We start from the raw sequence: 24,824 nt of genomic DNA on the forward strand, positions 1-24,824 counted from the left end.
ATCCGCCAGTGGCTTGCACTCAAGCAGCACATCAGAAAACCGATGAGCCGACGGGCGCTCAAGTGTGAGAATCGTCTTCCTGCGAGCGACCGCGGGAAACCTTGTGCGTCAACCTAGCGGCATCGAGTTATTGGCGTAGTCAGGATGCATGGTCAGACCGCAACTCACTGCAAACTTCGCCTTGACCCACGATCTTGGCAACGGCTTCTTGCATTTTCAATCGAAGCGCAGGAGCGCAGTTCGGCGTTAGTTCTGTTCGCGCCTGGCGTCGATGACCATGGACTTCAACGTGGCAAGGTCTGTTGCTCCCGGCAGTAGCTCCGATCCGACGATGAAGGCCGGCGTTCCGTCCAATCCAAGATCTCTGGCCAACCTGATATTATTCGCTATTTCTGCGTTGACCTGGGGGCTAGCCATATCCGCCTTAAGCCTAACGATATCAAGGCCCAGGCTGTCTGCTAATTTAAGGATACCGTCCTCGTCGGAATTGAAATTTCTCGCCATTAGCGCGTCGTGAAGAACGACAAATTTGTTTTGTTTGTTGGCGGCGAGTGCCGCTCGCGCAGCCACCATTGAGGCCGGCCCGAGGATCGGCAACTGCTTTTGGACAATGCGAATCTTCGCATCCTCACTGATGAGTTTCTTGAGCAGCGGGTCTGCCTGACGGCAGTAAGGACAGCGATAATCAAAGAACTCTACTATCGTGACATTCCCCATTACGTTTCCGAAGACCGGTGATTGGGGGTCGTCAAAGATCTGGGATCTATTGGCCGATATGAATGACTTCGCAACAGTTGCAGCTTGATCCGCCTGCCTCTGTTTTGCCGACTTGAGTGAATCGATCAATACTTCTGGATGAGCCAAAATATAGTCATGGACGATGGCTTCGACGTCCGCGCGAGGCAACGCTGGTTCGCTGGCGCTTTCAGCAAAGACACGTACGGGATGATATGTAGCACTCGAAGCAAGGGTGATGAATAGACAGATCCTCAGCAACCGCGTCATTTGATACAGCTCGGAATACTTGAAGCCGGCACTCGCCATCGTTCAGCGAACAAATACACGGAGAATTGCTGGGTCAAGGGTCAATCGGTGCTGCGACGCAAGACAAAATACCGTTTGGCTTGCCTTTGTCGCAGTGATCACAGCTCGAAAATGACGCTACAGCAAATCAACTAACTGCTCGGGATTGGTACCGGAAATGAGGGACGACGATCAGTTCGTCGGCAGGCTTGGAATAGACAGCATCTCGGAAGCTAACCTCGTGATCATACCCATCGCGCCTCCCGAAAAACTCGTTGGGCGCCCTATCGCCCAAAACCCTGTTTGCCGTGCAGGCAGCCCGCGCCCCTCGAGGCAGATTGACAAGGAAACAGCACCCGCTCAAATTGCATGACAGTCGGACACCTTCACAGACTGGTCAGGCCAATGCGCAAGCCGAAACGTTCGAAAGCGGCCGCGAAGGTCGGGAATTCGCGGCGCCAAACTAGCCTTTCTGCCGCGGATTGGGTAAGCACCGCTTCGGAACTCTTAGCAGAGAACAATGTCAGCGGGGTTGAGATCCCCAGTCTCTGTCGGCGCCTCGGGGTAACGAAAGGAAGCTTTTATTGGCATTTCGAAGGTCGCGGAGATCTGCTTTCGGCAATTCTAGTAGATTGGCGACGTCGAATGACGCTCGACGTTACGGGCCGAGCCATGCGAATGCAGTCATCAGCACGCAAGACCCTGCAATATCTGCTGGCTCTCATTAGAAAGCCTCATCCAGGCAGCAATGCTGCTGTCGAGAGGAGCATTCGCGATTGGGGGCGTATCGACGAGCGAGCACGAGACACGGTGATTGAAGTCGATCAAATGCGTTTGGCTTACTTCAAGGAACTCTTCCTGCGACATGGGTTCTCGGATCGGGAAGCTTCAATCCGTGCATATGCCGCGTACGCCATGATGATGGGCGACTCGATGCTGAAGGAGACTGTCGACTTGGCCGGCCCAGTCGACGTTTACGTCGAACGGTTTGTTGACCTGCTCCTCTGCTCCCCAGAGGCCGATACTGCTGCAAGAGAGGTCGAACGTCAGGATCAGTAAGTCGCGAGATGGCCAAACTGATCGTCGAGATCACATTGATCTCGGCTTTCGGCAGTGTCTGACAAGGACGGGAGCCTTGCTGGTTAGCCGTGTCGGTTGATGACGTGAGCCTTGCTTCACCATCGGTATTCGTCGCCTTGACAGACGCATTTCGACTTTCGTAGCCTACGTACTCTCAGGTATGTAGGTGGCAGTGAGGTCTTTCCAGGTCGCGAGATTCCGTCTGCGCCTTCTACGGCGCGCGTTTTCTAGAGATGTAACATGAATTCAACCGCGACCGCGGCTTCGAGTGCATCGCCGCTTCCCATTCTCACAAGCGGCGACATCGCGCCGGAATGCAGGTTGGCCGACACGAATGGTGCGATCGTCCATTTGCGTGCCGATTCTGTTGCTGGGTGTCCACTTGTACTCGTCTTCTGTCCCCGGCTATCAACGAAAAGTCGAGAACTCTTAAACAGTTTCTCTCAATCCCTTGAGACAATTTCGTCATCTTTGGGCGCGCGGGTGTTCGCTGTCGCCGGTGATTGGGATGGCTCGATCAAGGTAAGGTTTCCGATCCTTTTGGATCCCCTGTGGCAAGCGTTCGCCGCCTTCTCGGCACCACGCGATTGTGCGTCGATCGTCATTCTGAGACGAAACTACCATCTTGCCGCAATCTTGACCGGCAGCCACGAAACGCTGTTGACGGACGCTCTTTCAGTTCTTCAGAAGATGACCTGGGAACGTGAAGCCGTGTCGATGCGAATGCATCCGCCCGTATTGCTAGTCCCCGACGTGCTGAGCTCGGCGGACTGCGCTCATCTCATGGAAATTTTCGAGACGCGGGGACAAACCTACGTCGATCCCCAGCCCATTCAGGATTTCTTGAATGGGTCCGACTTCAAAATGCGCATTCCCGAAAATGGAAGAGAGGATCGGATTGATCACTTCTTCTTTGAAGGGGAGACCCTTTCCTTCCTGAACAGCCGGTTGAATAGAGTCTGGCCGGAGATATTCAAGGCGTTTCATTATCCGGTCACCAAATGCGAGACGCTGCGCGTGGCCAAATATCAGGGGCGTCGCGGCGGGACCACTCATGGCCACCGCGACAATCATCCGCCGACCCACTACAGACGTTTTGCGATGTCCATCAATCTCAATACTCCCGAATTCGAGGGCGGCGAGCTGCGCTTTCCGGAATTTGGCGATCAGAGGTATCGCCCCGATAGCGGGACGGCAATCGTATTCTCTTCGTCCCTGTTGCACGAAGCTTTGCATGTCACCAAGGGACGACGATACGTGCTACTTGCATTCCTGTTCGGAGACACCTGAGTGCTCCACAGCGGCCTTAAGCACTTGCGACACTGCTTACACTGACGGTTTAAGAGCAGCGACGGGACCGGTCGCCCTCATACTGCTTCGGTTTCAGGAAGTGTGCATCCGATTGCTCCGGGAGTTCGGCCCCGGGGAGTTTTTTGCTATCCAGGGAAGAGTGAGTATCGTCTCTTCCGGTCGGGCCCGCCCATGATCGCCGTCGCGCTTGTTGCCCTGCTCGCGTCCGCCAGCCTTACGTTGGCCTGGATCGATTTCCGCCGCGGCATCATTCCGGATTGGCTCAATCTTTTGATCGCTCTTGCAGGGCTCGCATGGGCATGGCTACTCGACGGGTGGATCGCCGCGCTTGACGCCCTCCTTAAAGGGTTGGTCGTCGGCTTCATCGTGTACGTGCTGCGCTGGGTCTATTTCCGCGTTCGAGGCTGCCACGGGCTTGGGCTCGGCGACGTCAAGCTGCTTGCGGCCTCCGCTATCTGGATCGGCACGATGGGCGTTCCCATTCAGCTTTTGGTGGGATCGATCACAGCTCTGCTCGCCGTCATCGCACTGCACATCGCGGGCCGCACCATGACACGACAAACCGCGCTGCCATTCGGGCCGTTTCTCGCGCTGGGTCTCTTGGCGACGCTCGCGCTGCAGCAGCAGGATTGGCTGAGTTAGCGTATTGCACCAGGTAGCCGGCGCTGCTCCGAGTTGGGGCCGTTTTCGGCCTGCACGGCTGTCAGTTGAGCCGCATCCGCATCGGGTGGCGGTAGGCTCAGCACCGCGGTCTGATCATCGTGCTCCAGCGTCACTTCACCTGGCGCGACGCCGCGCAGGCGCCAGCCTTGGTAGTCCTCGCCGACCTTCAGCCTCAGCGCCGTCTTTGTGGTTTGATCAACAAAAATGCCGAAACTCTGTTCGGATCCATCGATGGTGCCGACGAGCGCGAACTGCGGCCGCTCAACCTTGACAGGATTCGGCCGCGGCGGCGGTGGAGCCGCTATCGGCGTACGCGCAACTGTGGGCGGCGGCGGGCGGCGCGACGGCGAGAATATCGGCCGATCGCGCGTGGTCGCGAGCCTTGGAAGCGGAATCTCCCATAGAGGATTGTCGCTCCTGGCCCGATCCGGCCCGGTCCGCTCCATTGGCGAGGGGCTGGCCGTAACGTGCGACGGCGCAGCCGGCTGATCCCACAGCGAGGGCGGCACCGGCGTGTCGGCACGGCGTGACGGTGAGGCATCGAGATCGGTGGCGTCAGTCGGCACCGGCGCGGTCAAGCCGAGATTGGCGAGCGCCGGTACGAACAGTGACACAAGTGCGATCAAGCGCCAGTTGGCCGTCCTGCGCAACGTCATTAGCTGCCCTTCCACTGCCCGGAGACGGTCAACAGTACGCGCAACTTGCTCTCCGTGGAAGCGCCGAAGCTCAATGGTGCCTGCACGACGAGCTGGTCGATGAACAGGAACGGCATGCCGGCTTCGACGTCATACAGCAGTTGTTGCAATCCCGGCTGGTCGATCTCGCAGCTCGCCATCACACTCAGGAACCCGGCCTTCGCTCCCGTGCCCTGCAAATCAACCTGCGATGAAAGTACGTTGCCGCCTTGCTTCACCACCGCCGCGGTTACACGCTGCAACAGGGTTGCGGCTGCGACCGTAACGGTGGCCCCCTCCAGAAACCGCGAGCCGCTCGGTTCTCCGACGCCCGCGGTCCCTCGGCGCGCAACTGCGGGACGGCGTCCCTCGAGCTGATCGAGCATTGCGGTCGCGGCTGCGATCTCGGCACGCTGGGAGAGCACCTCCGATAACGATGAGATGATGGTAAGCAGCAAGAGTGCCGTGACGGCAATGAAGGAAGCGGCAGCTGCCAACGGCCCCCCTAGGAACTTGCGTATGGCCGCGGTTTTGTTCATAAGCCCGGTCCAAAATAGGCCGTAACTTGCGCCTCGATGTGAAACCGTTCACCCGCTTCGTCGTGGCTGCGCGTGGTCGGCGCGAAGAAGGTCGCTCGGGTGAATTGCGGCGACTGCTCGATCAGCTTGATCAGTGAGGGAGCGTCTTGGGTTACCCCCACGACTTGTATCTTGTTGCCCTCGACATGCAGCTCGGTGACATAGGTCGTGTCGGGCAGCACCCGCGAGATCGCCTCTAGCGTGATGACACTGGAGGGCGAAGACTGCTTACGCTTGACGAGCAGCGTCTCCGCCGTGCTGTCGGGACGGATCCGCATCGCCGCCCGTCGCTGCGTGATCCTCTCTTGAAGTTCTTGCTGTTCGGCGGCGTATTCGCTGCCGAGATAGGTCGAGATCAAAAGTGAGGCAGCCGCCGCAAACCCCGCACCGAGCAGCGTCATGCGCAACAATCGCGTCACGTTGTGCGCGGAACCTGCAGCGCCGCTCAGCAGCTGGTCGAACAGCTTGATTGGCCCGGCGTCAGGCATCTGCGCCAGGCCCGCAACCGAAGCCACGCCCCAATCGGCGGCGAGCGCGAGTAACGGCTGAATTTTCTGTGCTGAGGTCGCGGCCAGGGTCAGCTCGATGCGCTCGTTGGCGATCGGAACCGGCGCCGTCGTGCCGAACAGAGCCTCGCCCGCGCTCCAGGGTGTTAGCCGATCGATCTGCGAGCGCACCATCCCTTCCAGGAAGTCAGCCGCCTGCTTAGGAAAATCGATGGCGCAGAACAGCACGTGCTCTGGGCTAATGATGACATCTATTCGGCTGCCGCGCAGCACTGCCTTCCAGTCGGCGGTCAGCTCCGGTTGCGGACTATCCTGCGCCAGCTTGAATGTGAATGGCGGGAGCGCTGGCACGTTGGGCGCCAAGATCAGCCGAGCAGTAAAATGGCCGGCTTCGTTTTCGGTCAGCTCGACGCGACGTTGCGGCACGATTCGGGTCCTGATGGCCTGCACGGCTACGGTCACCGCCACGGTCCAGACCTCGAACAGCTCTTTCACCACTGCCAACATGGTCGTCAAAACTCCGCTCGCGTGCGCTGCAAGCGCGGCATCTCGTTCTGCCAGGACAGCACGCAGTAAGGACTGTCTGTGACATTCAGACCGATCACGACCTCGGATACAGTCTCGTGGCCGTCTGCAAATCGTAAAGTCACGCGGACCCGATAAGCCTGCCTATTCCCCACCGCCGCAGCTCCGTTCGAACCACCCTTGAGTTCGCCGAGCGCCGCGGACTTTGCAGCAGTATCGTTGACCAGCGAGTCGCGGTCGCCGAGAAATTGCTTCAGCTTCAGCGGCGTCATGCCGGGCAGCGCCGCAATCACTTCGGGCGGGGCGACCTTGACATCGACGCCGGCAGCGCCGGAGAACACGGTGACATAGGGCAGCGCTCGCTCCACCAACGCTGGCGTCATGCCAAGAACCAGCGATAGCTCGTTGACATGGGCGAACGGCGCTTGGCGCGGCGAATAGGTCAGGCCAGCCGCTTGATAAAGCGCGCCTTCCTTTCCAGAGTCTTCATCTGACGCCTTGGTGCGCCAGCCGAGGATCCGCTCAGCCGTCTGCTTGGCATCATCGTCGCCGGCACCGAGCACGGAAAGCAGACCACTCAACATCTCTTTCGGCGCGGCGTTGAGGTCGACCCGCGCGGCCTCCGTGAGGAACGAAACCGATATGTCGGTGCCGCTGAGGCGAACGCGAAAAGCGCCCTCCGGCGGCCGGTTGTCCTTGTCGGCCGATAGCAGCCGATAGACGGCCAGCTCAACGCCGGCCGAAACCAATGCTTCTGACTTGAGGGCATCATCGTTGAGCGAAATTGCGCGCGCCGATGCCGATAGATGGGCGGTGAAGACAATCACCAGAAGGGCGAGCGCGGCGAGTAGCCATAGGACCGCCACCAGTACGAAGCCTTGCTCCGTGCCGACAGGTGGTCTGGAATCAAGCGACGGGGTCATCACGATCTGCCTCGCTTGTCGCCGCCGCTCACGGGCTTACTGCCGTCATTCCGAGCGTCGCCGTTGGGGTCCGCGCCGTCGTCGTCGGGTTTTCCGGTCGACGCATTGACATGAACCGGCGCCACCGTTGAAACCGCGAGCACTCGCTGGCTTGTGATGTCGCGCACGGTCAACTGGATCGCGATCGGCAACTTTTCGCTATCGTGCCAGTCGTCGTGAAATACCTTATCCGAACCCGCGTAGGCGAATGTCAGCCGCAGCGGCGCTCGCAAGAGCACAACGGGCTCCTTCAGACCGAGCCGCTCTGATAGCGAGGTGCGCGCCGGCAGCGGCGTGTACGGTGTACTCGTGCGGACGGTGAGGAGGTGGTTGCCATCGGCGGTCTCGCCGATCCGCACCACGTCGAGCCCGATGCCGGCGTTGGGCCCGATCGCAGTCCGCACGAATGTGACCGAAAACGGCGCGCCGTCGAACAGCAGCTTCGCCTGCGCACCTCCTGCCGGAATGAATTCGGCGGCGGCAAGATCGGCGGCAATCCGCTGCAACGATATGGCTACCAGCCCGCTTTGCTGGATGCGATCGATGCCGCGGTTCCAGTTTGGGAGAAATTGCGCAGTGAGCGTGGTCAGCGCCGACAGCACGAGGCCGGTCAGCGCAAGCGCAACCAAGGCCTCGATCAGAGTGAAGCCGGCTTCGGGATCGTGCCGGCAGTCTCGCGCGGTCATTGCGGCCGCCTCGGCATCAGGCGCACGGTCGAAAGATCGAGCTGCGCGCCGGTCGGCGAGCGAACGTGGATTCTCACAAGCTCCGGTGTCCAGGTAACCTTCGAATCGTCCTGCGGCTCCCAGTCGCCACCGATAGGCGAGACATCGAGCTGCCAGCGGTAGTTGCGAAGCTCGCCGGCCCTGACCCCGGGCGCAAGTTCATTGTGCTGCGGGATCGCGGTTGTCAGTACCGCTTGTGCGGCCCCAACCAGCGCGACGTGATTCTCCAGTGTAGTGACGCCGCGCGAGTTTGTTGACATCACCGATCCAATCGAGAAGATGGAAATGGCGATAATCGCAAGCGCGATCAGCACTTCAAGGACGGTGAAACCGGCATCCGGCCGGTCACGCGGCGGACGGTCAGCGCGCGACAATGTCGGCCCTCCCGGTCAGCCAGTTGACGCGAATTTCGTAAGTTGTGTCGAGCCGCGTCAGCGCGATAGCGCCGCCGCAGGACATACCGTCGGCGAAGAAGTCGATGCTCGACAGCGCTGGCCTCCGATGACAGCTCTCCGGCAGGAGTGCATCGAAGCGGACGTCGGCAGGAATGCGGATGATCTTCCCTGATGCGCCGGAGCGGATCGCGCGCAAGGATGCGTCGACCAGCGTGGCGACATTGGTGCGGCGCACGATCGCGGCGTTGCGGTCGTCCCGCAAAAGCGTCGCCGCTTCCAACGCATAGGCCATCAGTCGTACGCGCGAGGTCTGCCGCGGCAGATAGGGCAGCAGCAAGGCAGCGATCATCGCGATCAGGGCGATCGCGCACACCATTTCCAGCAAGGTGAAGCCGCGCTGCCCCTCGTTCATCGCACCACGCCCTGATTGGCACTCGCACTGGCGATGGTGTCGAGCGAAATGTCGGCCGCAACACCGCTGCCGCCCTCCGCGCCGTCGGCGCCGAGCGAAACGATGTCAAAGACGCTGCGTTGACCGGGTGCGCGATAGATGTAACTGTGCCCCCAAGGATCGAGCGGTATATTGCCTCCTCTCAAGTAGGGTCCGTTCCAGGCGGCGACGCCTGGGATGCGATGCACCAGCGCATCCAGACCTTCCGCGGTCGATGGGTAACGGCCGGCATCGAGGTTGAACAGGTCGAGCGCGCTGGCGAAGCTCTGCATCTGGATTTTTGCTGCCTTCACCTTGGATTCGGAGAGATAGTTCAGCACGCGGGGACCGATCAATCCCATGATAAGGCCGATGATGGTGATCACGACCAGCATCTCAACCAGGGTGAATCCCCGCTCGCTGGCCCGGGATGCGTCCTTGCGACCGAGCGCGGCAAAGAAGTCGCTGTTCTTCCTGTTCGCCATTGATCTTGTCCTTGGCCTTGGCCTTACCCGATAAGTTGCGTGACCGACAGCAGAGCTGTCATCACCGAAACGATCAGCCCCCCGACCACGGTGGAGATAGTGATGATCGCGACCGGTCCGACCACGGCGACAATGCGGTCGAGACTGCGCTGCAGCTTGGCTTCGTAGAATTCGGCGACGCGCCCTGCGAGTGCGGGCAGCTGTCCCGTCTCCTCGCCCAATCGCAGCATGCGCAGCGCCATCGGAGGCAGGCTGGCGGAGGCCGACAGCGCCTCGGACAATTTGCCACCATGCCGCACCCGGTCCGCCGCCAGCGTCCAGGCGTCGAGCCGTCCGGTCACGGCCATGATATCCACGAGTATACGCAAGGTCGCGGTCAGACTGACACCGCTGCCAAGCAGAACGCCGAGATTGCGGCAGAACAGGCTGGTTCGATAGAAATGGAAGACACTCGAAAGGCCGGGAAGCCTCGCAGCGGCTCCTGCGAGGACCGCCCGCGCCTCGCGGCGGCGCAGCCCCATCCACGCGGACGTGACCAGCGCGATGGCCGTGATTGACAGCAGGGTGCCATTAGCGCGCAAGAAATCGGACAGGCGCAGGAAGTAAATCAGCGCCGTATCCGATTTGGCGCCAAGATCCTGCATCATCGAGGAAAATTGCGGTAGCACGAACAGAATAAAGAATAGCATCACGCCCATCGCGGCCATCAGCACGAAAGCCGGATATTGCATGGCGTCGGTCAGCTTGCGTCGCATCTGCTCGGAGCGCGCCCGCTCCTCGCCGAGCATTTCCAGTACTTGGTCCAGGGTGCCAGAGATTTCACCAACCTTGACCAACGCAATATACATCGGTGGAAACAAATCGGGATAAGCGGAAAGTGCTTCGGCAAGGCTTTCACCTGATAGCAGCGAGTTGCGCAGCTTGCCGACCACGGGACGCAGCCGCCCGACATCAGCGTCACTCGCCAACAGTTCAAGCGCGTCGTCGAGCCGCGCGCTGGCCTTCAGGAGCAGCGCCAGGTCGCGGGTGAAGACAGTCACTTCCGCGGGGCCCGGCTGATTGAACAGGCCGAAGCCGCCCTTGCCGGCGGCGCTGCGCTTCTCCTGGACGGTTTCGATCGGCAACAGGCGCAGATATTCGATGCGCTTCGCCACTTCTGCCAAAGTTGGCGCCGTTATAATGCCATTGACGATCTCGCCGTTCTGGGTGAGCGCGCGGTAGCGGAAATTCGGCACGGTTCACCTCTCAGCGGGTCGTGGTGACGCGGAGAATCTCCGCGGGCGAGGTCAGCCCGGCGCGGCATTTGGCGATGCCGTCGTCGAGCATGGTAGTCATGCCATTCTTGATCGCGGTCTGGTCGATCTTCAGGCCGTCGGCTCGCTCGCCGATCAACTCGCACAGCTCATTGTCGAGCTCCAAGAGTTCGAACACGCCGAGTCGGCCCCGGTAGCCAGTACCGCCGCAGCGCTCGCAGCCGCACGGCGCATGCACGGTCTCTCGGGCCTTGAAGCCGAGCGAGGAAAGCCGCGGGTCCTCGCCGAAATCAGCTGCTGTCAATTGTTTCAGAGTCTTGCAGCGCTCGCAGAGCTGGCGCACCAGGCGTTGCGCGAGCACCGCGCGTAAGGTAGACCGCAGCAGATAAGCCTCGATGCCAAGATCGAGCAGTCGCGGAACCGCGGCAGCTGACGTCTCCGTGTGCAGCGTGGTCAGTACCAAATGGCCGGTCAGTGCCGCATGGATTGCGACATGCGCGGTTTCGGAGTCGCGGATTTCGCCGATCATAATCACGTCAGGGTCCTGACGAACGAAAGAGCGCAACGCACTCGCGAAGGACAGGCCGATCGATGGCTTGACCTGCGATTGATTGATACCCGGAATCTCGTACTCGACCGGATCCTCGATGGTAAGCACCTTCCGGGTCGGCTCGTTGAGGATAGACAGGATAGTCGCGAGCGTCGTGGTCTTGCCGCTGCCGGTGGGGCCCGTAACCACAATCATGCCGTGCGGCAGCTTCAACAACCGCCTCAGCTTGATTTCATCAGGCGCGGAGAACCCGAGCTTTTCGACAATCAACAATCCACGATCCTTCGGCAGGATACGGATCACGGCGGATTCGCCGTGCTGGGTCGGCATGATAGCAACCCGGATGTCGATATCGGTGCGTCCGGCCCGTAGCCGGGCCGCACCGTCCTGTGGCAGACGCCGCTCGGCGATGTTCAGGCTCGCGATAATCTTGATGCGGGAAATGACCGCCTGAGGCAGCACCCCGGCGGGCGCACTGACCACTCGCAACAGGCCGTCAACGCGCATCCGTACCACGAGGCCAGCCGTGAACGGTTCGATATGGATGTCGCTGGCTCGCAGCTCTACCGCCTTTTCCAGGAGGTCATTGACTGCGCGGACCACCGGCGCCCCGCTCGCAAGGTCCCGCAGGCTCTCGATGTCGTCTTCGCGCAGTTGGGAAAAGCCGTCGGGATCAATAGCGCTTTCTGGGTCGTTGTCAGCAAGGCGCTGATCCAGCACCACGGCGATATCGTCGTGAGCAGCAACTTCAATCGCAATTCCGGGGCCGAGTACGATCTCGGCTGCGCGCTTTGCCTTAAGATCGGTCGGATCCGCGACGACGAGGACGGCGCGATCGGCAGCCTGGTAGGGAAACACCATCATTTCGCGCAAGTAGCGATGCGAAAACGACGAGACCAGCGGCGCAGCCTGCAACATTTCCCGCAAGGTGATGCGTGGCAGATTATGAAAGCGCGCCGCTTCGTCCGCCAGCTCACCTGCGGACAGATCGGTGATTTCCCAGAGCTTTTTCCTTACGCCGGACGGCCCATCGCGCAGAGACTCATTCCCTGACCGATCAACTGCGGTAGCAAGATCGATAGGAACTTCCAGCTCTGTTGGACGCAGATGCCCGGCTTTTCGAAGATGGTTTATGAACTGCGATGGCGCAAAATTGCTCCCCATGGTCGAGTCCTCATTGACGGGCGGCTACCCAAAGCATCGCGAGACGTTGGCCCTCCGCGATCTGCAGCGACGACATCTTTGATGCAACTGCGTTTCGAAGGCGCAGGACGTAGTCCCGTTCATGCTTTGATGATCGGCCAGCTGCCAAATTCAACCACTTGTAGGCCAGGATAAAATCTTGGGGAACGCCATGCCCTTTGTCATACATCAGCCCGAGCATGGCTTGGCCAAACGGATTACCGCGGAGTGCAGCCGCTTGATAAAGACTTGCAGCAGTGTAGTAGACTTGCGGGGCGCCGTAGCCATTCTCGAACATAAAGCCGAGCAACGCCTGGGCCCGTGGGTCACCGCGCAACGCCAGGGGGGTCAGGAGCTTGACAACGAGAGTGTAATCGCCCCGCACGTAGGCCGCGTCGGCCGCTCCAAGCGGACCGGCGGCAACGCATTCGAATGGTGCCGCCCAACAGGCCACAAGGAGGAGGCCCGTGACGAGCTTGCGAATTTTTGCCAAAGCCAGAGTTCCTACAATCTTCATGCGCGGCTCTCCTGTACCTTGTCAGCGCCCGCTGTGGAACACGAGGTCATCGGTGCTCGCTCCAACGCTGCCGCGCAGCTTCGATCGCAGCTCTTCGGCGACTCGCTGTGCGTCCGCGCCGTCGCGGATGATTTGGGGTCGGATGAAGATGATCAGCTCGGTTCGTGTCCCCGTCTTGTTCTGATGTGAGAACGCGTCGCCCAAACCCTTTATTTCATCCAGCAGAGGAATGCCGCTGCGGTTACCATCCTGCTCCTCGCTGATCAGTCCCGCGAGCAGTACGGTCTGCCCGTTTTCAACCGATATCGAGCTCTTCACTCGCCGCTGCGATACCGTCGGCGTAAGGCTGGTAGTTGTCGTCGGCGTAACGTTGCTGATCTCCTGCTCGACGTCCAATCGGACCGTGCCATTGTCGCTGATGCGCGGCGAGACGCGCAGGATGATACCGGTGTTGCGGTAGTCGATAGTGTTGACGACGGTGTTGCTGGTAGTCAGCACCGTTGCGCTTCCGGTCGACACGGGCACGACGTCGCCGACTTGCAGCGTCGCCACCTGATTGTTGACCACGACAAGCGACGGATTCGAGAGTACCTTGACCGATGTGACTTGGTGTAATGCATCAAGAATCGCGTGCGGGTTGCTTTCCGATCCCAACAGGAAGTTGAAGCCGGGGAAGACGCGATTGATCAAGGCACTCGCTGCAGCATCCACCATCGAACTGCCGGCGCTGCTTGAAATCGGTGGCGATGTCGCCTGCGTGTTCAGAAGCGAACCAACTCCCTGTTTGGCCAAATAGAACTGCACGCCATAGGAGAGCTGATTAGTCAGCCTGACTTCGGCAATGGTTGCATCGATCCCGACCTGCAGCGGAGGTTGATCGATTTGTTTGAGGGTTGCCTCGATGATCCGAAAATTGGCCTGGTCAGCATAGATCAGAAGCTTATTGTCTGCATCGGCCGTTATGCGCACGCCTTTAAGCAACGGCTGCCCCGCGCCACTGCCTACGCCATTACTATCGAGCGAGCCGGCGTTCGGTTGACTTTCGCCGGTGGTTTGCGGCGATCCGAGCGTCCCACCTCCCGCTGTCCCGGCTGCCGACGTCCCGCCGGCACCACCTGATTGCACACGCGGACCGAAGCCGCTGAACTGCGCGGAAGAATTGGAATTCGGCGACAAGCGGTCGCCGCTAGACACCGCAATCGAGCCCGATCCACGGGCCAGTTGATTATCAGCACTGTCGAGCGAACCTTGCGAGCCGCCGACAAACATGGCGGTCAGAGTCTTCGCCATCTGGCGGGCGTCACCATATCGCACTCGGTAGACGTGGACGCTGCTTCTCGCAGTGTCGGCGTGGTCCAATCGGCTTATCCAGGTCGCAGCCGCTTTCAGCAACGCCGGTTTCCGGCTAACCACTAGGATGGCGTTGAGCCGGCTTATGGACTGGAATTTGAGGACGTCACGACTGAGGCCGGCCTCACCCGAGTCCATAATCTTTTCGAGCTCGGCGATGATCGGCTCCGGTGCACCACTGGAGACGGGGAATATGCCGACCGATTGACCGCGCATCCAGTCGACATCGAAACTCTGGACGGTGTCGACGGCATTGCGCCGTTCCGCGCCGGTGCCTTGAATTAGCAGAAGATTTCTTGTCGAATCCGCTCGGACGCTGCCGGGCTTGGTTGCGAATGAGTCCATCAGCTTCAGGATGGTCTGTGCCGAAACATATCGTAGCGGGACCACTGAAATGCCGTAGCCGGGTTCGGGATTGGCCGCAGTAGAGTCGACGCGTCCGGTGCCAATAGCGTCGCCCAGCGGAGCCAGACGGTAGCCAACGCTATCGCTGACGAGCACGACTCCGCTAAGTCGCAATGCGCTTTCGAGGACGAACACGATATCGGTCTTGGAAACCGGCCGCACCGAAACCAAGCTGACGGTGCCCTGCACTCTTGGATCGATCGTGTAGCCGATGTTGAGGATATCGCCGAGTATTACTTTCGCGACGGTCGCGACCGGCGAATTTTCGAAATTGAGATTATAGCCGTCGCCACCTGGGACGGGTTGCGTACGCGCGTCGGGAAGATCCGATATCTCCGTACCTTGGTATACCGCCGTCCGGGCGCGCTCGCCCACATTAGACGGCGCGTTGCTCACACCCTGCGACTGGCGAGGCAGTATGTCAAGCGAACGAACCTTGTCGAGCACGTCGATATCGGACGGCGCAGCCGGCCCGACCGTTGCGGAATTGCAGGAAGTCAGGACATTGACGAGGAAACATGCCAGTGCGACCGCGCAGAGACCGCGCGCGACCGGACGGGATTGGGCATTGTCCAGCCAAATCGATCTGAGTTGAACTGAATAAGCAAACAATCCTCGCACAAGCCACAAAAGGCTCGTCTCACCAGATCGGTCGGCGTGCCGTTGTTGAGATTTGCGTTCACGCCCGGCCATTCGCCCCTTTCCCCCTCGACTTCGGCTTAAGTCGCGATCGCAACTACTTGCCAGCGATTCAAGCATCACTCGACCGCCGAACAGGTGATCGCTGACACCACAGCTCAGTTTAATCTGCAGCGACCGAAGGCGCCGGTTGGTCCTGCTACATCCGAACCGCTAGAACCAACGATGTGCAGTCTACCGATGATAGACCTCGACCGAGCGTTAGGCAGAACTTTCGCCTACGATCTAACGCGATAAATGCTTTGACCCGAATCGCGCTCCGCACGACGCCTCCATTCGGTTGAACCTCCTGGATCCCCCCACCTGCCGAGCTGACCTTTTTCCACATCGCGCCCGAGCGGGAGTTCAGGATCAACGGGGAGCAAGGCTGAAACGATTACCGCATGAACCAGCCAAGGTGGCTATCTGGTTGCCAGCCGGCGTCGCGCTTGCCTATGTCTGACTCGGCCGCTTCACGAACCGCGCGATAGGCATCGTCTACGTCGATATAGCCCTGCTCGACATTGTGCCGTTCGGCCTTGGCTACCTGCGCCACATAATCGTCGTGGCTTGGATATAGTTGATTGAGCTGTGCCACGCTGAAGGGAATATAGTAACCCCATCGGATGCAAGATCCGGGGCCGCTATTGGTCCCGACATTCAGCGCCGTGGGTACTGAAACGGCCGACAATTGAATTCCGCCGAGGGCAAGACCGAGACTGTTGCGGGCAACGACAGACGGAGAACCAATCGACGTGAGCTGAAGCCGCGGCGCGGACGGCGGCGGCCTCTTACTGGGTTCGAGCCAGCGCGCCATGTCACCGAACACTTCGCCATGCACGTTGCTCGTCGGCGGTCGAGTTCCAATGGCCGGATTGGCGCACTGCGGCGCCAAGATTGCCTCCGAGGAAGTCAACATGTCCCGCAGCTCGAGAGGCTCACGCGCCTCACGTTGTTCGCGATCCGCATGCGACACGCCCGCCACTTCCCATGTGCGAAACAAATTGCTGTCAGGTTGGCGCACCGGCCCCTCCAGGACCACTACGTCCTGTTCGGTCAAGACCTTGAACACGGGAACTGTAAGGTCCGTCCGAATCGGATTACCGAGGGTCGAAATCAGAACGAAGCCGTCGTAGACGCCCGCCAATGGATTTATTGCATTCACATAACCGGCGAGACGGGCTGCTGATTGCGATACACCCGTCGAAATCACATGTTTCGGTCGCAACCCACCTAAGGGATCGATACCCACTGGATGTTTGATCGCCTGCCCCGCCTGCGAATAGATGTCGAGCGAAAGAGCATCGTCCGTGATCGAACCGCCTTGCGTCACGTCAAGGTTGCCATAGCGGGTGGGATTCCAAGTCTTCAGAGGCGCTACCGCAGCATTCTGCGTCGATATGCCAACCCACGCATAGCCGTCGCGCATAATCTGGTGCCATGCGTTGAACCAGGCATTTTCCGCATCGAAGCCATTCGTCGCATTGTTCCATTCGACCAGCACAGTACCGTTGAACCGCTTGGGATCAGCCGGACGACGCACAACCATCCGCGTCATATATGGATGACCAATGTCGACGATGCTTGCTGTGGGCTGAATGGGGGTGTTGACGAAACTCCTCGTACTCAACGTGTATCGATTTGCAGTTCCTTGGAAAAAATATTCTTCCTCAGTATAACCGTAGCTTGGGAGATTTCGATCCGAGCTGAAGAACGGATAGTTGTGCGACGGGCTACCCGGCAGATCGGGAGCGGCGATCGGCCCCGTCACAACCGGATTCGGTACGGAGCCGGCATTTGACGGTTCGGCCAAAACAACCAGCGAAACGATCGCAACCAACGCTGCGGCAAGTCGGCATACCCGGCCACGCGATGCGCGCCGACAAGCAAACGGCAGCATTCTCGAAATCGGATACGACGCACCTTCTTTACTCGACATGGCGTTCTCCCCAACGTCCTGGTTTCTATATTATGGGAAGCGTGCAGCGCAGGCTCCCGCACCCCGGCCATCGACGGTGCCGTGCGGCAAAATGAAAATCCAATGTCATATTTCTATATTATTATGCAGCGCGCGTATAAACACAGTACTTGATGGTGTTGAAATGCCCTTCCCCGCCGGCGGGCTTCAGAAGCTTGCGAAGGGGGCGCAGCCTTAGAAGGCTTGGCCGAAGATATCGTCAAGAGCATTCGATGCGCTCTTGAGGACATCGACTTCATCAACAGCCCCGCGATCACATCATGGCTGCCGACGCGCGCGGCCCTCTGGGCGGACGCCGTTCCGGCCGTGCGGTCTCCGCGGCACCGAGAATGACAACATCGGCGGTACCGCCGAGTCCGTCACAATAGCCGCTTCGACCAGCTACACTTTGAGCGTTTTCCTGCATGAAACCTCGACGCGACCATCGTCGCTATTTCGCGCGCAGCCATTCGGACAATGCCTACGTTGCATCTTTTGATGTCTACTTGGCATTCGCTCTTTCCGATTCTCATCTGTAACGTTGTTGCGCCCATCCGAAACTCGGAGGCCAAAACGCACATCCGGGCCGGACAGGACCTAGGAGGGAAACAACATGACCATGAGGAGGAGAATCTGATGTCCGAGCGGAAAGTTTCGCAACTTAGCAAAAAGGGACAAGCGGGGGGCTGGCATCGCTCACTGACAGCCATGATTATCACCGTGGCAGCGCTGTGCACAATATTCGTTCAGGCGTCCCCTGTGCAGGCCGCTCCTAAGGACGGACTTTATTTGTACGTTTGTCTTCCGGGCAATATTGCCGGCAACCTCAACCAAGGTGGGGCTGGCATCGCAGTCTTCAACGTCGATCAGGGGTATAAGTTCGTCGAACGAATCCCATTGCCCATGGGTCCGTCAAAAAACGGCGGCGACCCGCCTAGCTGCAAGGGCATCGACGCGAGCGTCCTGACCGGATTGATCTATCCGATGATGACGGACCGGCTCCACGCGGTTAACTTGGAGACGAGCCAAATCGCGTGGACGCAGACGTACGATGGCGGCTGCTGCGATCGCGGTGTCGTATCGCCGTTCGGCGAGACCCTGTGGCTCGCTGGTGTGCAGGTTGCGACATGGTATGTCGCCAGTGCGTACGACGGAGCCTTAATCGACCCGATCAAACAGTTCCCGGCACGTGCTCACAATACTCAGATATCGCCACGAGGCGATCAGGTCCTACTTTCGCCTGCTAACAACATTCTGTACCTGTACGACACGCGGACCCACCAAAAAATCCGCGAGGTGGGCCCGTTCTTCAATCGAAATCGGCCATTCGTCACGAACGGCGACTGGAGCCGCGTTTACGCGAACAATAACGGTTATCTCGGCTTCACGGCCGCCGACATAGATACGGGCAAGATCCTCTATCGCATTGACGCTCCCGGCACGCCGCCCTGCCAAACGAGTTCGGGCGCTCACGGCACCTGCGTGCATGGCCTGGCGCTTACCCACGACGAGAGCGCGATGTGGTTCCCGAGCGCGTCGGACAACTCGATCTTTGTTTACGACATGCACGCGCAGGGAAACAAGCACGCTGACGTTCTGCCGACCCTGCGGGCCAAGATTAAGGATTACTCTCCGTCGGGCTGGATTACCTGCGGCATCGACGGAACGCGCATGTATCCCGCATCGGGCACCGTCTTCGACACGAAGAGCTTGACGCCAATGTCCCGGCTTGTCGACGAGAACGGTCAATTCGTGTATAGCGAAAAGCTGTTGGAAGTACGCTTCAAGGACGGGAAAGCCGTGCAGGTTGGCGACCAGTGGTGCAACGGCCTCTTCGGCTCGGAACGATACGCCATCACCGGCCAAGCGTTCGGCCGCACGGCGCCCGGCTATCGAGGCTACGTGCCCCCCGGTCCAAACAATGGACCGAATAACTGATTAAGCAAGCCTATGGGCAGGCGCGGTTACTCAACCGCGCCTGCTGCTCCTCCATCAGGCCAAGACCGCGCTCCGTGAGCGCAATACAGCACTGGCCTAGCGACCGTGTCGTGCAATGGGCACGATTGCCGGAAGCATCATGTCGCGGAAGCTCATCGGCCGCTGACAAAACAAGTGTGACGGTCCATCAGTCTGGTTGCCTCAGCGCTGCCCGATGCGTAGCAAGCGAGGCTTGGCTATCCATCAGATGGAGATTTCCATCCTGACCTGGGCTGGCGGCAGCAGCCGTCATTTTGGCGCAGAGGTTCGCCCCAAGGCAGATTTCCGGCCTAGCGGAAGCTGAGCCATTCCGCCATTGGTTAGCCCATGAAACTGAGCCGCCCCGGATAAGGACGAGCTGCTTAGTGCCAACGCGTTAAAGCGAAACCTCGTGGATAGGCTTCACGGCACTTTTCTCTACGTGCTCCCAGAACGCCTCGGCGGCTTGAGCCAGCCGAAGCTTCGGTCGGAAGACGTGAATCTCGATGGGCACGTACCATTCCACTTCCCCCGCTGCTACAATGTCGCCCGAGGCAAGCTGGTCGCCGATTAAGCTTTCGGGCAACCAGGCCATGCCCCGCCCCTCCTGCACCATTGTCACCAAGAGCTTCGCCAGATGGGAGGCGAATGTCGGACGCAGATGCATCTGAAGCGTCGATGCCGCACGGACTGCATCAAGGATCCTGCCCATCCCGGATTCGGAGCGAAAGTTGAGGAATTGGACCGGGGCGCCTTCCGTGCCTGGCAGCTTGAAGCGAGGCTTGCGGCTAGAGCGAGAAACTGGGACCGACGCTGGAATCAGCCGGTCATTGCCGACATGCAGCGAGCTAAATTTCGGTGGCGTCAGGATCGACGTCGCCGCCGGGTGATAGTGGCAAAGCAAGAAATGCGCTTCGCCTGCCAACAGTATCCGCTCGCAGCCCTCCATGTGATTGGCGACGAGTTGCACGTTCGGCACAAATGGAAGCTCGGTCTCGATCCGGCGCAGCCATCCCGGAAAGAAGGTCAGCGACAGAGCGTTCGTAGAGGCGAACTTCAGCACGTCGGATGCGCCGCGTGCGCGTTCCTGAGCCTCAAGGCGGCCAGCAGCGAGCCGACGGAGAATGTCCCCCGCCGTTTGGCGAAACGCTTCGCCGGCCACCGTGAGATTGACGTGATGCGATGAGCGATCCAACAACAATGCGCCGGCCCACAGTTCCAGCGCTTGTATTCTACGGCTCAGCGCTGGCTGGGAGCAATGCCGCTCGTCGGCCGCGCGCGAGAAGCTTCGCGTGGTGGCGACCGCGATAAAATCGTATAGCCAATCGATCTCCATACCAGAATCCCCCCCAACAGATCTTTGCAAGAACGATATCGGGGAGCACGCCGAGGGCACTATGAATTCGCAGCTGTGGCTGAGATGAATTCCTAGACATGCGGATCCGGTGCATTCTTTGTGGCAGCCCAAGAAATGCCAGGCGGACTCCAGTGCTCGCCGATTCCACCTGAGAAGCTTGCATGCTGAAAATGCCGTCAGCGGGGCGGAAACTCCAATGTCCTATCCTCATAAGTTTATGCAATATATGTATAGTCAGATCTCGATTGCGTGGCCCGTAGGGGTCGGTCCGCTCCCACCTCCTCCGGGTCAATGGGATCGGCGAGTTTCGCGATCTCTTCGAAGGGGCTCGCTTGTGTCTATGCTTGACCATACGCTTAGGTCCGACGTGACGGCGCGCCGGCCGGAAGTGAGCACGGAGACGAGACGCAGTCGTTGCTTCTCCAAGGGCGACAAGGCCGGATCGTCGAGGAAACGCTGGTCCCAGGCGCGGTCATTTCCGAAATTGCCCGGCGACATGGGGCATGGGGCTGCCCCGACAACAAGTGTTCACCTGGCGGCAGCAAGCACGCCGGTTGCCGACGCCGGGGAGCTGACGATCCGCCGATTGTACCGGCGGCGGTAGACGCCATGGTACCGGCCGTGGCCGTTGGCCATGAGCGCAAGACATCACAACACAAGGCCAAGCGTCGCCAGCGGCTGTTCGATCCGCGACATCGACCAGCAACTACCCCTGGCCTATCGCGCTCAAGCCCTCAAAGCCGTGGCCTGAGAACGGCGTTTATTGATCACCCGAACATCAGGCGAGGCGATATTCCAACGAAAGTTCAAAGCTTCGGAGTTCACGTAATCTTAGCCCGTACTTGCACTCGCCACTTCAACGAGCAGATCCCGCATCCACTTGTGGAGCCCCGACCGGGCGGTTCGCGCGTTCCAATACATGTCGATGCTGATCGGCACCCGGACTGGAAATGGCGCAACATGCAATCCCTCTCGGAACGTCAGCGCCAGCTTTCGCGGGATCGACGCAATCAGTGTGCTGCCGGGGAGGAGGCGCTCGAGGCAATCATGCGTAGGCAACGTGATCGAAGGCTGCAGCCCGATCCCCCTGGCCTTTAACACGTCGACGTAGAGCGGCTGCCACTCGCCGCCATAGGTGACGAAGATGTGCTCGGCCTTGGCGTAAGCCGACAGCGAGATCCGCCCCCGTGCCAGCGAATGGTTCGCGTCCATTACGCAAACATATTCGTCGCTGAGCATGCTCCGCCGGTAGTGATTGTCGGCGGCGATACCGACCGGACCGATGACGATGTCGCACATGTTCTGCCGGAGCTGCATATCACCGTGCCCGCCCGCTTCGATCAGCGCGAGCTTCACTTTCGGCGCCGCCTTGCGCAGCCGCGCCACGAACACCGGCATCACGGTTTGCCGTTCGTGATGATTGCAGGAAATCGTCACTGAGCCACCCGCGGCAACCGGATCGAACTCAGCAGGTGCGGCCAACCCCTCGATCTCCTCGATCATGCCCCTCGCCCATTGCGCCAAGCCGTCACAACGCTCGGTGGCGGCAATGCCGTTGCCCTGGCGGACGAAGAGCGAGTCCTGAAAGGCCTTTCGCAAGCGCTCGACCGTATGACTGATCGTCGACTGGTTGACCTCTAGGCGGTGGGCGGCAGCCGAGAACGATCCGAGGTCGTAGACCATGACCAGGGTGCGCAGCGCACCGATGTCGATAGGATCGAGAACAGGGTTCATGCCGCACCGCTTTTACGAAGAGACAGGGACCGGAGCTTAGGACGTTATGCAAGATTTCGATAGGAATTATTCAGCCCATCTAATTGAGCCACCCGCTGGAGGGAAATATCTTGACCGAAACAATGCTCCAAGGAGGAGACCGTGGCGAACGCCGTACCCGTCGTAGACGATATTGCGTACGAAGACCTGCTCGTCGACCCCTATCCGGCCTTCAGGCGCATTCGGGACACCGCGCCAGCTGTCCTCGTAAAAACGGCAAACCTGATCGTCGTCACGCGCTTCGAAGACATTGCGAAGATCGAACGCGACCCCGCGACCTATTCGGCCGACAATCCGGCTTCCCTGGTCAATCGGGTCATGGGCCCGACATTCATGCGAAAGGACGGCGCCGAGCACGCTGTCGGAAGAAAGGCGATCGAACCCTCCTTTCGTGCGAGCACGATCAAGGAACATTGGGCGCCGCTGTTCTCCGACATTTGTAGAAACCTCATCGATTCCTTTTCCGAAACCGGCGAGGTCGATCTGTTTCCCGCTCTGGCGGCGCCCATGGCTTCTCTGTGCCTGATGCAGATGCTGGGATTCAAGGATGTCTCCTGGGAGACATTGGCCTTGTGGTCGCAATCGCTCATCGACGGGGCCGCCAACTATTCGCGCGACGCCGAAATCGATCGAAAGGCGATGGTCGCGGGGAAAGGCGTCGATGACGCAATCGATGCGGTGCTGGACTATCATCTGGCTCATCCAAACCCCACGATAATGTCGTCGATGGCACACGCAGACCAGCCGATGGCGATCGAAGAAATCCGCGCGAACATCAAGGTGATCATCGGCGGCGGGTTGAATGAGCCGCGCGATGCGATCCTCACGCTTGCGCTCGGCCTGCTGGGCAACCCGGCGCAGCGGACTGCGGTGCTCGCGAGACCTGAGCTTTGGCCGACCGCGCTCGAGGAAGCGGTGCGCTGGATCTCGCCAATCGGCATGTATCCGCGTCGCGTGGCGCGCTCTATCGATCTCTCGGGCGTTGCGCTCGCCGAAGGCACCCAGATCGGCCTCTGTGTCGGCGCCGCCAACCGCGACGAACGTCGCTTCGCAGACCCCGATCGGTTCGACATTCTTCGTCCCAAGCAGTCGCATTTGGCTTTTGGCGCGGGGCCGCATTTTTGTGCGGGCGCGTGGGTGTCTCGCCATCTGGTCGGCAAGGTCGCGGTGCCGATGCTGTTCGAGCGCCTGCGAAATCTTCGGCTGCAAGAGGACAATGCTCCCGTTATCCGCGGCTGGGTCTTTCGCGGCCCGGTGTCGATGCCGGTCAGATGGGACGCATGAGCGGCGCCCCTCGGATCAGATGCCGAGACTGGCCTCCTGAACCTTCAAATATCCTCGCAACCGCTGGGCCCCGGAGGCACGGCGACGACATGCCTGGCTTCGAGAACCGGCCGAAATCGAAATGGGCCAGCGCCAGAGACGCATCCTGCGCCCAAGGCTTTGTTCTTGATTGGGCCATGTCATGCCGATCACTCGGCATCGGCTTGCCGGTCTGGCCTCGCTGTGACGAAGGCCTCAACGAATCCAGCTGTAGCATCAATTTCGCGGATTCGCGAATAGGGCTCGAGATCGACGCCAAAACGTCGCGCGTTGTATACCTGAGGAACAATGCAGATATCCGCAAGCGTCGGCGTGCTGCCGAAGGCGAACGGACCGCGGAGTCGGGCTAGTCGGGCCTCGATGGCATCGAACCCGAGCTTTATCCAATGCTGCGACCATTCCGCTCGATCTCCGTCCTCTACTCCGACTTCAACAAGGCGATTCAAAACTCGCACATTGCCGATGGGATGGATATCGCAGCAGATCGCCTGAGATATTTCGCGACAGATGGCTCGGGCCCCAAGGTCCGAAGGCAGCAGCGGGGGATCCGGATAGCGCTCGTCGAGATAAGCGATAATAGCCAGCGATTGCGCGAGTTGAAGCTCACCGTCCACCCAGTATGGAACCAAGCCGGCCGGATTCACTGTGCGGTATTCCTCATCATTTTGCTCACCCTTCCTGAGGTGAATATGTCGATGATCAACCTCGACACCCTTCAGATTGGCGGCGATCCGCACCCGATAGGCTGCCGTCGAGCGGAAATAGCCGTATAAGGTGGGCCTAGGAATATTGGTCATGATCCATCCGAAAAATACCGGCAACTTCAGGATATGGCGACGTGGCTGACGGTCCAAAACCGTCCCGCCACGAGACATGGTGTGCTTTGACGTGCAGCAAGGGACCAGAAGGATGCTCGCCCCAATTTGTCCCGCAGCGCTCGCTGGGTGCATCAACGCATGACAAATGGATTCCCCGGCGGTGCCTGCTCTGTCGAAATCCACACGCTCTTAGTCTCCTGATACTCCCGGATGGCATCGATGCCGCTTTCGCGACCAATACCAGACTGCTTCATGCCGCCGAACGGAATCAAGTAGCTGATCGCCCTGTAAGGGTCGGTTTTGACAAGTTGCGCGCCTCTAAGTGCGGATCGGCTAAACAGAGCACTC

At 59.8% G+C, this 24,824-nt stretch carries 22 protein-coding genes and 2 pseudogenes; 6 read left to right on the top strand and 18 right to left on the bottom strand.

What is annotated here, in order from left to right; genetic code table 11:
* Positions 1–246: 246 nt before the first annotated feature.
* Positions 247–1,005 carry a DsbA family protein gene (locus JQ617_RS14890; RefSeq protein ID WP_212026967.1) on the bottom strand — a complete coding sequence of 253 codons (759 nt, stop codon included), beginning with the start codon at positions 1,003–1,005 and terminating at the stop codon, positions 247–249.
* Positions 1,006–1,428: 423 nt separating this feature from the next.
* On the opposite strand from JQ617_RS14890, the pseudogene JQ617_RS40465 reads away from it, so the two are divergent.
* From JQ617_RS40465 to JQ617_RS14905, 4 genes and pseudogenes are all read left to right on the top strand, one after another.
* Positions 1,429–1,635, top strand: a pseudogene (locus tag JQ617_RS40465) (TetR/AcrR family transcriptional regulator); the annotation flags it as partial.
* Positions 1,636–1,668: 33 nt separating this feature from the next.
* Complete coding sequence (locus JQ617_RS39980; protein ID WP_249157117.1) at positions 1,669–2,082, top strand: hypothetical protein; 414 nt, start codon at positions 1,669–1,671, stop codon at positions 2,080–2,082.
* 261 nt (positions 2,083–2,343) lie between these two features.
* Complete coding sequence (locus JQ617_RS14900) at positions 2,344–3,393, top strand: 2OG-Fe(II) oxygenase (RefSeq protein WP_212026969.1); 1,050 nt, start codon at positions 2,344–2,346, stop codon at positions 3,391–3,393.
* A 192-nt stretch (positions 3,394–3,585) separates the two neighbouring features.
* Complete coding sequence (locus JQ617_RS14905; RefSeq protein WP_212026970.1) at positions 3,586–4,056, top strand: prepilin peptidase; 471 nt, start codon at positions 3,586–3,588, stop codon at positions 4,054–4,056.
* On the opposite strand, the gene JQ617_RS14910 is transcribed toward JQ617_RS14905, so the two are convergent.
* From JQ617_RS14910 to JQ617_RS14970, 13 genes are all read right to left on the bottom strand, one after another.
* Positions 4,053–4,733 carry a hypothetical protein gene (locus JQ617_RS14910; protein ID WP_212026971.1) on the bottom strand — a complete coding sequence of 227 codons (681 nt, stop codon included), beginning with the start codon at positions 4,731–4,733 and terminating at the stop codon, positions 4,053–4,055. The two genes, JQ617_RS14905 and JQ617_RS14910, sit on opposite strands and share 4 nt — an antisense overlap.
* A complete protein-coding gene (gspM, locus tag JQ617_RS14915; RefSeq protein WP_212026972.1) occupies positions 4,733–5,290 on the bottom strand; it encodes a type II secretion system protein GspM in 558 nt (185 codons plus the stop codon). The genes JQ617_RS14910 and gspM overlap by 1 nt, the downstream gene beginning before the upstream one ends.
* Positions 5,287–6,342 carry a PilN domain-containing protein gene (locus JQ617_RS14920; protein WP_212026973.1) on the bottom strand — a complete coding sequence of 352 codons (1,056 nt, stop codon included), beginning with the start codon at positions 6,340–6,342 and terminating at the stop codon, positions 5,287–5,289. Before JQ617_RS14920 ends, gspM begins: the two co-directional genes overlap by 4 nt.
* 5 nt (positions 6,343–6,347) lie before the next feature.
* Entirely contained in the window at positions 6,348–7,283 is a 936-nt protein-coding gene (locus JQ617_RS14925; RefSeq protein ID WP_212026974.1) for a type II secretion system minor pseudopilin, read from the bottom strand.
* Positions 7,283–8,008 (bottom strand): PulJ/GspJ family protein, encoded by a 726-nt coding sequence (locus JQ617_RS14930; protein WP_212026975.1) that lies wholly within the window; start codon positions 8,006–8,008, stop codon positions 7,283–7,285. Before JQ617_RS14930 ends, JQ617_RS14925 begins: the two co-directional genes overlap by 1 nt.
* Entirely contained in the window at positions 8,005–8,421 is a 417-nt protein-coding gene (locus JQ617_RS14935) for a prepilin-type N-terminal cleavage/methylation domain-containing protein (RefSeq protein WP_212026976.1), read from the bottom strand. The genes JQ617_RS14930 and JQ617_RS14935 overlap by 4 nt, the downstream gene beginning before the upstream one ends.
* Positions 8,408–8,854 carry a prepilin-type N-terminal cleavage/methylation domain-containing protein gene (locus tag JQ617_RS14940; RefSeq protein ID WP_212026977.1) on the bottom strand — a complete coding sequence of 149 codons (447 nt, stop codon included), beginning with the start codon at positions 8,852–8,854 and terminating at the stop codon, positions 8,408–8,410. The genes JQ617_RS14935 and JQ617_RS14940 overlap by 14 nt, the downstream gene beginning before the upstream one ends.
* Positions 8,851–9,357, bottom strand: a complete 507-nt coding sequence (gspG, locus tag JQ617_RS14945; protein ID WP_212026978.1) for a type II secretion system major pseudopilin GspG — start codon at positions 9,355–9,357, stop codon at positions 8,851–8,853. The genes JQ617_RS14940 and gspG overlap by 4 nt, the downstream gene beginning before the upstream one ends.
* Positions 9,358–9,380: 23 nt before the next feature.
* Complete coding sequence (locus JQ617_RS14950; RefSeq protein WP_212026979.1) at positions 9,381–10,592, bottom strand: type II secretion system F family protein; 1,212 nt, start codon at positions 10,590–10,592, stop codon at positions 9,381–9,383.
* Between the two features lie 10 nt (positions 10,593–10,602).
* Positions 10,603–12,324, bottom strand: coding sequence for a GspE/PulE family protein (locus JQ617_RS14955; RefSeq protein WP_212026980.1), 1,722 nt, complete (start codon positions 12,322–12,324; stop codon positions 10,603–10,605).
* Positions 12,325–12,334: 10 nt separating this feature from the next.
* The gene (locus JQ617_RS14960; RefSeq protein WP_212026981.1) at positions 12,335–12,859 is read right to left on the bottom strand and encodes a tetratricopeptide repeat protein; all 525 of its coding nucleotides are present in this window, start codon (positions 12,857–12,859) and stop codon (positions 12,335–12,337) included.
* A 21-nt stretch (positions 12,860–12,880) separates the two neighbouring features.
* Positions 12,881–15,307 carry a type II secretion system secretin GspD gene (gene gspD, locus JQ617_RS14965; RefSeq protein WP_212026982.1) on the bottom strand — a complete coding sequence of 809 codons (2,427 nt, stop codon included), beginning with the start codon at positions 15,305–15,307 and terminating at the stop codon, positions 12,881–12,883.
* Between the two features lie 382 nt (positions 15,308–15,689).
* Positions 15,690–17,231, bottom strand: coding sequence for an alpha/beta hydrolase domain-containing protein (locus JQ617_RS14970; protein WP_212026983.1), 1,542 nt, complete (start codon positions 17,229–17,231; stop codon positions 15,690–15,692).
* A 654-nt stretch (positions 17,232–17,885) separates the two neighbouring features.
* Here JQ617_RS14970 and JQ617_RS14975 point away from each other — a divergent pair.
* Positions 17,886–19,187 (top strand): YncE family protein, encoded by a 1,302-nt coding sequence (locus tag JQ617_RS14975; protein ID WP_212026984.1) that lies wholly within the window; start codon positions 17,886–17,888, stop codon positions 19,185–19,187.
* A gap of 415 nt (positions 19,188–19,602) precedes the next feature.
* Here the strand turns inward: JQ617_RS14975 and JQ617_RS14980 are convergent, their stop codons facing one another.
* Positions 19,603–20,541 (bottom strand): LysR family transcriptional regulator, encoded by a 939-nt coding sequence (locus JQ617_RS14980; protein ID WP_212026985.1) that lies wholly within the window; start codon positions 20,539–20,541, stop codon positions 19,603–19,605.
* 852 nt (positions 20,542–21,393) lie between these two features.
* On the bottom strand, positions 21,394–22,296 hold the full coding sequence (locus JQ617_RS14985; RefSeq protein WP_212026986.1) for a LysR family transcriptional regulator: 903 nt from the start codon (positions 22,294–22,296) through the stop codon (positions 21,394–21,396).
* Positions 22,297–22,437: 141 nt separating this feature from the next.
* Between JQ617_RS14985 and JQ617_RS14990 the strand changes: the two genes are divergently transcribed.
* Entirely contained in the window at positions 22,438–23,619 is a 1,182-nt protein-coding gene (locus tag JQ617_RS14990; protein WP_212026987.1) for a cytochrome P450, read from the top strand.
* Between the two features lie 188 nt (positions 23,620–23,807).
* Here the strand turns inward: JQ617_RS14990 and maiA are convergent, their stop codons facing one another.
* Both maiA and JQ617_RS39985 read right to left on the bottom strand, forming a co-directional pair.
* Positions 23,808–24,455, bottom strand: coding sequence for a maleylacetoacetate isomerase (maiA, locus tag JQ617_RS14995; RefSeq protein WP_212026988.1), 648 nt, complete (start codon positions 24,453–24,455; stop codon positions 23,808–23,810).
* 152 nt (positions 24,456–24,607) lie between these two features.
* Positions 24,608–24,772 (bottom strand): annotated as a pseudogene (locus JQ617_RS39985) (aldehyde dehydrogenase family protein); the annotation flags it as partial.
* Positions 24,773–24,824: the final 52 nt, after the last annotated feature.

Origin of the sequence: Bradyrhizobium sp. KB893862 SZCCT0404, assembly GCF_018130885.1 — a bacterium.
In the GTDB taxonomy this organism is placed as follows: Bacteria; Pseudomonadota; Alphaproteobacteria; order Rhizobiales; family Xanthobacteraceae; genus Bradyrhizobium; species Bradyrhizobium stylosanthis.

What these genes read in the sequence shown, in the direction of transcription:
- JQ617_RS14890 (WP_212026967.1), bottom strand. Translation starts at nt 1,005, where the DNA reads ATGACGCGGTTGCTGAGGATCTGTCTATTCATCACCCTTGCTTCGAGT.
- JQ617_RS39980 (WP_249157117.1), top strand. Translation starts at nt 1,669, where the DNA reads ATGACGCTCGACGTTACGGGCCGAGCCATGCGAATGCAGTCATCAGCA.
- JQ617_RS14900 (WP_212026969.1), top strand. Translation starts at nt 2,344, where the DNA reads ATGAATTCAACCGCGACCGCGGCTTCGAGTGCATCGCCGCTTCCCATT.
- JQ617_RS14905 (WP_212026970.1), top strand. Translation starts at nt 3,586, where the DNA reads ATGATCGCCGTCGCGCTTGTTGCCCTGCTCGCGTCCGCCAGCCTTACG.
- JQ617_RS14910 (WP_212026971.1), bottom strand. Translation starts at nt 4,733, where the DNA reads ATGACGTTGCGCAGGACGGCCAACTGGCGCTTGATCGCACTTGTGTCA.
- gspM (WP_212026972.1), bottom strand. Translation starts at nt 5,290, where the DNA reads ATGAACAAAACCGCGGCCATACGCAAGTTCCTAGGGGGGCCGTTGGCA.
- JQ617_RS14920 (WP_212026973.1), bottom strand. Translation starts at nt 6,342, where the DNA reads ATGTTGGCAGTGGTGAAAGAGCTGTTCGAGGTCTGGACCGTGGCGGTG.
- JQ617_RS14925 (WP_212026974.1), bottom strand. Translation starts at nt 7,283, where the DNA reads ATGACCCCGTCGCTTGATTCCAGACCACCTGTCGGCACGGAGCAAGGC.
- JQ617_RS14930 (WP_212026975.1), bottom strand. Translation starts at nt 8,008, where the DNA reads ATGACCGCGCGAGACTGCCGGCACGATCCCGAAGCCGGCTTCACTCTG.
- JQ617_RS14940 (WP_212026977.1), bottom strand. Translation starts at nt 8,854, where the DNA reads ATGAACGAGGGGCAGCGCGGCTTCACCTTGCTGGAAATGGTGTGCGCG.
- gspG (WP_212026978.1), bottom strand. Translation starts at nt 9,357, where the DNA reads ATGGCGAACAGGAAGAACAGCGACTTCTTTGCCGCGCTCGGTCGCAAG.
- JQ617_RS14955 (WP_212026980.1), bottom strand. Translation starts at nt 12,324, where the DNA reads ATGGGGAGCAATTTTGCGCCATCGCAGTTCATAAACCATCTTCGAAAA.
- JQ617_RS14960 (WP_212026981.1), bottom strand. Translation starts at nt 12,859, where the DNA reads ATGAAGATTGTAGGAACTCTGGCTTTGGCAAAAATTCGCAAGCTCGTC.
- gspD (WP_212026982.1), bottom strand. Translation starts at nt 15,307, where the DNA reads ATGGCCGGGCGTGAACGCAAATCTCAACAACGGCACGCCGACCGATCT.
- JQ617_RS14970 (WP_212026983.1), bottom strand. Translation starts at nt 17,231, where the DNA reads ATGTCGAGTAAAGAAGGTGCGTCGTATCCGATTTCGAGAATGCTGCCG.
- JQ617_RS14975 (WP_212026984.1), top strand. Translation starts at nt 17,886, where the DNA reads ATGTCCGAGCGGAAAGTTTCGCAACTTAGCAAAAAGGGACAAGCGGGG.
- JQ617_RS14980 (WP_212026985.1), bottom strand. Translation starts at nt 20,541, where the DNA reads ATGGAGATCGATTGGCTATACGATTTTATCGCGGTCGCCACCACGCGA.
- JQ617_RS14985 (WP_212026986.1), bottom strand. Translation starts at nt 22,296, where the DNA reads ATGAACCCTGTTCTCGATCCTATCGACATCGGTGCGCTGCGCACCCTG.
- maiA (WP_212026988.1), bottom strand. Translation starts at nt 24,455, where the DNA reads ATGACCAATATTCCTAGGCCCACCTTATACGGCTATTTCCGCTCGACG.